The organism is Citreimonas salinaria (assembly GCF_900107235.1).
Taxonomy (GTDB): Bacteria; Pseudomonadota; Alphaproteobacteria; order Rhodobacterales; family Rhodobacteraceae; genus Citreimonas; species Citreimonas salinaria.
Genome location: NZ_FNPF01000007.1, coordinates 167,848 through 174,754, shown reverse-complemented (window position 1 = coordinate 174,754; position 6,907 = coordinate 167,848). Strand labels below are relative to the sequence as shown.

8 protein-coding genes and 1 tRNA gene are annotated in these 6,907 nt (G+C 65.2%); 7 read left to right on the top strand and 2 right to left on the bottom strand.

All coding sequences use genetic code 11. From position 1 onward, the window contains the following. The first annotated feature begins 212 nt into the window (after window positions 1-212). From BLW27_RS11145 to BLW27_RS21435, 4 genes are all read left to right on the top strand, one after another. On the top strand, window positions 213-1,559 hold the full coding sequence (locus BLW27_RS11145) for a primase-helicase family protein (protein WP_089883248.1): 1,347 nt from the start codon (window positions 213-215) through the stop codon (window positions 1,557-1,559). Further along, on the top strand, window positions 1,556-1,921 hold the full coding sequence (locus BLW27_RS11140; protein WP_089883246.1) for an HNH endonuclease: 366 nt from the start codon (window positions 1,556-1,558) through the stop codon (window positions 1,919-1,921). Before BLW27_RS11145 ends, BLW27_RS11140 begins: the two co-directional genes overlap by 4 nt. Before the next feature lie 93 nt (window positions 1,922-2,014). Beyond that, window positions 2,015-2,287, top strand: a complete 273-nt coding sequence (locus tag BLW27_RS11135; protein ID WP_089883243.1) for a hypothetical protein — start codon at window positions 2,015-2,017, stop codon at window positions 2,285-2,287. A 453-nt stretch (window positions 2,288-2,740) separates the two neighbouring features. Beyond that, window positions 2,741-3,205 carry a toll/interleukin-1 receptor domain-containing protein gene (locus BLW27_RS21435; RefSeq protein ID WP_245710846.1) on the top strand — a complete coding sequence of 155 codons (465 nt, stop codon included), beginning with the start codon at window positions 2,741-2,743 and terminating at the stop codon, window positions 3,203-3,205. Window positions 3,206-3,546: 341 nt separating this feature from the next. On the opposite strand, the gene BLW27_RS11125 is transcribed toward BLW27_RS21435, so the two are convergent. Together BLW27_RS11125 and BLW27_RS11120 are read right to left on the bottom strand one after the other, a co-directional pair. After that, window positions 3,547-3,621 (bottom strand) — tRNA-Gln (locus tag BLW27_RS11125). A gap of 119 nt (window positions 3,622-3,740) precedes the next feature. Continuing rightward, window positions 3,741-4,025, bottom strand: a complete 285-nt coding sequence (locus BLW27_RS11120; protein ID WP_089883239.1) for a DUF3572 domain-containing protein — start codon at window positions 4,023-4,025, stop codon at window positions 3,741-3,743. Window positions 4,026-4,141: 116 nt separating this feature from the next. Between BLW27_RS11120 and BLW27_RS11115 the strand changes: the two genes are divergently transcribed. The 3 genes from BLW27_RS11115 to BLW27_RS11105 all read left to right on the top strand — a co-directional run bounded on the left by BLW27_RS11115 (window position 4,142) and on the right by BLW27_RS11105 (window position 6,906). Then, window positions 4,142-5,575, top strand: coding sequence for a diguanylate cyclase (locus tag BLW27_RS11115; protein WP_089883237.1), 1,434 nt, complete (start codon window positions 4,142-4,144; stop codon window positions 5,573-5,575). 132 nt (window positions 5,576-5,707) lie between these two features. After that, entirely contained in the window at window positions 5,708-6,166 is a 459-nt protein-coding gene (locus BLW27_RS11110; protein WP_089883235.1) for a DUF983 domain-containing protein, read from the top strand. Between the two features lie 20 nt (window positions 6,167-6,186). Then, window positions 6,187-6,906: an NUDIX hydrolase gene (locus BLW27_RS11105; protein WP_089883233.1), complete on the top strand. Its 720-nt coding sequence runs from the start codon at window positions 6,187-6,189 to the stop codon at window positions 6,904-6,906. Window position 6,907 lies beyond the last annotated feature (1 nt).

Here is a 6,907-nt window from a genome sequence, read left to right as displayed (position 1 = left end):
ACCCGCACTCAGGGCTGAAGATGCGCTCGCCACGCGACTTCATCGCAGCTCAAACCGCAACTGCCTGAGTGTCCGGCGAAACGGGGGCAAGACCACCGTGAAGAATAGTGAGCAAGGTATTGATAATAAAAAGAAATTCATGACTTGAGCCACCAGGGGTCACTTAAGGAGGACAGAACCTCCCCAAAGCCCACCAAAGGAGGCATATTTCAATGACGAATATCAATCATGAACACCGCCGGGAAATCTCCCGCGCAATCGCTAGCTGGTACGTCCGCAAGGACAACAAGTACTACCGCGTGGAAGCACCGGGGACCAGCATTTCCCAACCCGACGTGAGGCAGGCCAGCTACCAGAGAATCCGCACCAAGCTGCCGCACATCCCACTAAGCCCCGAGCTGCTCCAGGAAGCGTTCAGGGTTGCTTTCAGCTTGTATCCCGAGAACGCTGACGAAGCCATACGACCTTGGAACGGGCAAGTCGTCAGCAGGCCCGGAGACACCCGCACGCTTTTGATTGCAGACGGTTTCGCGACGATCAACCGTTGGCGGGAGCCGGACTACCGGAACCTACGCGTGAACCATGCCGAGTGGGGTGCGGCCGAGGAACTACTTCGGTGGATGCTGCCAGACGCAGGCACTAGACGGCATGTGACTGACTGGATCGCTTGGTGTCTCCAGAACGAAGCGGACCGACCGACGTGGTCGCTATTCCTTCACAGCAAGGCGAAGGGAACGGGCAAGAGCCAGCTCTGCCGCGTGCTGGACGCCCTGTTCGGCGAAGGGAACACAACATCGCAGAACGGCATCACCTACCTGACAGGACGGTTCAACGCGAGCGTGGTCGCATCGAAGCTGGTTGTCTGCGAGGAGGTGAAGGTAAAGCAGGGGTCGAGCGCTGCCAACAGCTTGAAGACCCTCATCAGTGAACCAACGATCTTGGTGGAGATGAAGGGGCAGGAAGCATACCAGACAGACCAGCGCTGCTGCTTCGTGTTCACGAGCAATCACGTGCCGTTATGGCTGGAGGCTGACGATCGGCGCTACTTCATCGTGGACGTGGAGCATCAGGGCCATGCGAACGGGCCGTTGACGGCGGAGTTCCAGAGGGTGGTGGCAAGGGTGAACGAGCAGATCAAGAACCCCGCATCGCTAGCGGCTCTCTACAATGCCTTCATGGCTCACAAGCCGGCTGACGGGTTCAATGCGCGGTCGCTGAACACCGAGACGCACTCAACGCCAATCATGGAGATGATCCGACAGTCCCAGCAGCAGGTGTCGACCGAGCAGTTGGAGGAATACCTGAACGGGCGTGAGCAGCACTATATCGCGCAGACGGACCTGCATCACTACTGCCAGAAGACGCTTCACGTGAACCCCGAGACGATCCGGCACCGGATGTTGGAGCTCGGATGGCACAAGGTTAAGGTGAAGTGGGGCGGCGTGGACTATGGGCGGGTGCTCTGGCTGCGTCCCGGATACTCAGCCCAACGGGGGGAGGTCGTCGGGTCTGACGGAACGCGACAGCCTGTCCGCGACGAGGTGGAGATCGGCCTATGAGCGGTCTCATGCTTGCACCAACGGAGCGGTGGCTGGACGATGTGATCCACCACCACCACCCTGAGGCTAGGGAGAAGGTAGCTGAGCTGCTGCAGGGCGCCTCAGAGAGGCCAGAGGGCTGTCTGGTGACCGCTGGGCCATCGAGACGAAAGGTCCGCTTCCTGGGCCAGCAGACACGAGCCTACCGCTTCATCTACGCTGTCACGAGGAAGGAGGTGCTGACGCCCGATGACGTGGTCCGCCACAAGTGCCACAACGGGCTGTGCATCAATCCGGAGCATCTGGAGGTTGGCACGAGGGCCGATAACAAGCGCGATGACTGGGAGTTCTCGGCTTATGGCGTGGACTTCAGCATGCTCTAGCGTGGCACAGCCTGTTAGGGATGGAGCGTCGCCTACCCGTTGAACCCGTTCGCTAACCTTGTACTACTTACTTCGGAACGACGGAGACAGGTGATGTCCGACAGCGACGACGACCCCGACATGATCTTATCGAAGCTGTCCGGGTCGTACATGGTCGACGGCATTCGTCTTGAAGTTAACATCCTCTGCGTCGATCCGGACCAAGGATGGGCGCTGGAGATCGTCAACGAACACGGAACCTCAACGACTAGGGATGAGTCATTCGCGTCAGAGCAGGATGCTTGGGACGAGTTCATCGGCACGATTGAGGCCGAAGGTCCGGAAGCGTTCTTTGACGAGGGAGAGTCAATCAACCGCTTGCACTGACCGTCACCTGACGCACAATACCCAATGAAGTTATAGTATCGGACACTAGTCCAAGTTCCGCCTCGACTACACACTTGGATGTGGTGTCAATGACGACCAGAGGCGGCGATCCGTTCGAGCATGAAGGCTTTGGGTTGAAGAACGCATCAAATGCTTCGAAGGGTGCTGGAGTGGCAAAGGAGACCAAGAGGCATGGCTAGATGCACTGCACCATCAAGGGGCCACAGATCGGCGGCCGCCGCAGCGAACTGCCCTGCATGCAGGAATCGATATGGTCGTCCCAGCTCTTTCGGCGGATATGGCGGCGGCTACAGCAGTTATACGCCATACTCGTCCACTTCGTACTCTACCTCAGGGAGCAGTAGCAGTCGGAGTAGCGGCGGTTCTGGACGTCGCACAGCGAAGCCACGCTGGTCCGGAGCAGGTTCGGCGGTCTGGTACACGACCGAACAAGTGCAGGCGCTCACGCCGGTGCGGGAAAACGTGGAAGACCTCGCGGTCTCGCAGCCTGACCTTCGTGACGTGTTTCTCTGCCACGCGTGGGATGACAGGCAGGGTTCGGCGAAGGAACTGTATGACCTTCTCGACGCGCGCGGTGTCCGAGTTTGGTTCAGCGAGAGGGACCTAGGGTTGGGCGTGCCGATGATGCGTGCGATCGATAAGGGCTTGGTAAATTCGCGCATCGGTATCGTTTTAGTGACTCCAGCTATGTTAAAGCGGCTCCCAGCTGAGGGTGTCGCAGACAAAGAGCTGTCCGCGCTCCTCCGACGCGAGCGGCTCATCCCGGTTGTTCATGGAACTACCTATGAAGAGCTTGAGAAGGTCAGCCTCTTACTAGCGTCCCGAGCTGGCCTCAGTACTGCTGAAGAGACGATGGCCGATGTCGCGGCCAAGATCGCCGAACTGGTCTCGATCTAATAGGGTGTGGGTTACCGCGCTCGAACCAGAAGCGGCCGTTGGCGCGAATGCGATTGAACAGCTTGCCATAGGCTATCATCCAAGAGACGAAGGTTGCGCCGCCCCCTAAGACCAGCGTGTTCTTCATGCGCATTGCTGTCGGTCGATCAATGCGAATGCCTGCAAGGTCCGCATAACTGCTTCTTCAACCTTCGTCCGAGCAACCGAAGCACGCCCAAGGCAGGCCGAGAATCTTGAACGGGGCGCCGACCAGCGAATTGGGGCACCGCTTGGGGCAACCGCCCCGCTACGAAGTCCGCTAACTACCTGAAGGGCAAGACGTCACGAGCACAGCGAGTGACTGGCTGGGGTGGTAGGATTCGAACCTACGGTACACGGTACCAAAAACCGACGCCTTACCACTTGGCTACACCCCAACCGTGAGGCGGTATTTACTTGGGCCGACTGGCGGGATCAAGACCCGAAAGGCGGAAAAATTCGTCGTTCTTTCCGCCATCTCCGAAGACCGCGCGTCGCCGCTCCGCCGCCGCGGGGTTCAGGTCCAGTGAACCTGCTCGCCGCCGGGCAGCACGGCGCGGACGCGCATCGGCGTGTCGGGCCGCAGATCGTGCGCCGCGCAGAACGCCTGCACCCAGGCATCCTCCATCAGGATGAAATCCAGCACCGAGGCCTGGAAGGCCGGATCGCCCAGACCGGCGCGGAAATCCGCCTCGGACGCGCCGGTGGCGCCCATGAACACGGGCAGAAGCTCGCCGTCGGCGGCCAGCCACGCCACGGCCTGCAGCCCGATGGTCTCTGCACGATCTCGTGTCAGGTTCATGTTTCCTCGCAGCCGAAAAGATTTTCTTAACCAAAGAGTCTCAATTCTGACGGCGTTGCAACGGGCAACGCTGCGTGTGGCTGGTCCGACGAAGTCGGCCAGGGGGGAAAGGCCGAATGACCGGAAGAATCCTGATCGTCGATTCCGTGCCGACCAACCGCATCGTGCTGCGGGTGAAGCTTGCGACCGCGTATTACGAGGTCGCGCAGGCCGGGTCGGGCGATTCGGCGCTGGGATCGCTGCGCCGCACCCGGCCCGACCTGGTGATCGCCGCCGGCAACCTTCCGGACATGAGCGCGCAGACCTTCTGCGCCAGCCTGCGGGAACACCCCCTGGGCGCGCGCGTGCCGATCATCGTGGTGCTCAACACCGACGATCCCGACGACCGGCTGGCCTCGCTCGCCGCTGGCGCCGACGACGTGCTGGCCCGCCCGCTGGACGAGCTGGTGCTGCTTGCGCGGCTGCGCTCGCTGCTGCGCGCCCGCGACGCCGAGGCCGAGCTTGCGCTGCGCGACGACACCCGCCGCGCGCTGGGCCTGGGCGAGCAGCCGGCCGACTTTGTCGCGCCCGCCCGCGTCATGCTGGTGCCCGCGCGCGCCGACGCGATGCCCGCCGCCCTGCCCGACCAGCTGCGCGCCGCGCTGCCGCACCGGGTGGAACTGGTCCACCCCGACGACGCGCTGCGCGACCGCGACCCGCCCGCCGACGTGATCGTCCTGCTCGAGGCGCCCGACGCGGCAAGCGACGCGCTGTCGCTCCTGCCGCAGCTGCGCAGCGCCACCCGCTCGCGCCACGCGGCGATCATCTACGTCGCGCGCCCGCACCAGCGCGCGCAGGCGGCCGCGGCGCTCGACATGGGCGCGTCCGACCTGCTCTCGGCCGGCCCCGAGGCGCAGGAACTGGCGCTGCGGATCACCAAGCAGGCCGCCCGCAAGCAGACCGCCGACCGGCTGCGCGCCAACATGCGCGACGGGTTGCGCGCGGCGCTGATCGACCCTCTGACCGGGCTCTACAACCGCCGCTACGTGATGCCCCATCTCGACCGGGTGGCCGAGCGCGCGATGCGCCGCGACCGGTCCTTCGCGCTGCTGATGCTGGACCTCGACCACTTCAAGACGGTCAACGACACGCTGGGCCACCCGGCTGGCGACGCGGTGCTGATCGACCTCGCCGACCGGCTGCGCGACAACATGCGCGCCGCCGACCTTGTCGCCCGCTTCGGCGGCGAGGAATTCCTGATCGTCATGCCCGACACGACGGCCGACGAGGCGCTGCGCACCGGCGAGCGGCTGGGGCGCATCATCGCAGCCGCGCCCGTCGTCCTGAACGACGGGCAGCGCATCACCGTCACCGCCAGCATCGGCATCGCGCTGGGCCTGCCCGGCACCACGATGTCGGCGCATTCGCTGATCGACGGCGCGGACCGGGCACTCTATCGCGCCAAGGAACTGGGGCGCAACCGCGTCGAGATGGCGGGGCCGCCGCACCTCCTGGCGGGTCCGCCCGACGCCCTGCCCGCGCCGGCCGAGGCCAAGCGCGCGCTGCGCTGACCGCGCGCGGCGTCCGCACCGACCGCCGCGCCGGCCGGTGCCGCGGTCAGCGACATCCGGACGCAACGACACCATCCGGCCTTCCGGTTACTCAGCACACTCCCCATCTTGCGGGCAGAGAACGAGGACCGCATGACCGACCTACACCACGGCGCCGCCGAAAGATCCGCCCCCGCGCAGGACCAGGATACGGCCCCGGATGCCGCCGCGACCGGCGTCGAGGAAGAGCGCCCCACCTGGCCCGCCGTGCTCAAGGGCTGGCACCGGCGCTGCCCGCGCTGCGGCTCGGGCCCGATGCTGTCGGGCTATCTCAAGGTGCGTGACCATTGCCCGGTCTGCCGCGAGCCGCTGCACCACCACCGCGCCGACGACGGGCCGGCCTACCTGACGATCCTGATCGTCGGGCACCTGATGGCGCCGCTTCTGCACGTGGGCTTCACCACGTTTCGGCCGGATCCGCTGGTGCTGTTCACCTTCTTCGCGGTCGGCTGCGTGGGGCTGTCGCTGTATCTTCTGCCACGGCTGAAGGGCGCGCTGGTCGCCTTCCAGTGGGCGCGGCACATGCACGGCTTCGCCGCGCGCCCCGAGTGAGGCCGAAGCCAGGAGCCCCCATGACGCGCGATACCACCACCCCTGCGACCGACGCCTCCGCCATCCGCGACGCCGCCACCGTGATCGTGCTGCGCGATCGCGCCACCCGGCCGCGGGTGCTGATGGGCCAGCGCGGATCGCAGGCGGCCTTCATGCCGAACAAGGTGGTGTTTCCCGGCGGAGCCGTCGATCCCGGCGACGCGCGGGTGCCCTTGGCCGAACCGCTGCCGCAATCCAGCGCCGCGCGCCTGGCCGAGGATGCCGATCCCGCGCGGCCGCCAGCGCTCGCCGCCGCCGCCGTGCGCGAATTGTGGGAGGAAACCGGCCAGATCCTCGGGCGCCCCGGCGCGTGGTCCGGGCCGGTCCCCGACGACTGGCGCGCCTTCGCCGAAACCGGCCATCTCCCCTCGGCCCACGCGCTGCAATTCGTGTTCCGCGCGATCACGCCGCCGGGCCGCCCGCGCCGCTTCGACGCGCGCTTCTTCCTCGTCGACGCGGACGACCTCTCCAGCGATCCGGACGATTTCGGCCCCGCCTGCGATGAGCTTTCGCACCTGCAATGGATCGCCCTCGACGCGATCCGCGACCACGACCTGCCGTTCATCACCCAAGTGGTGCTGGCCGAGATCGCCGCGCGGGCGCACGACACCGAACCGCCCGCCTCGGTCCCGTTCTTCCGCAACGACGACGAGGAAAGCCTGTTCCTGCGCCTGCACGGCCGCCGCCCGACCGCCGTCTGAG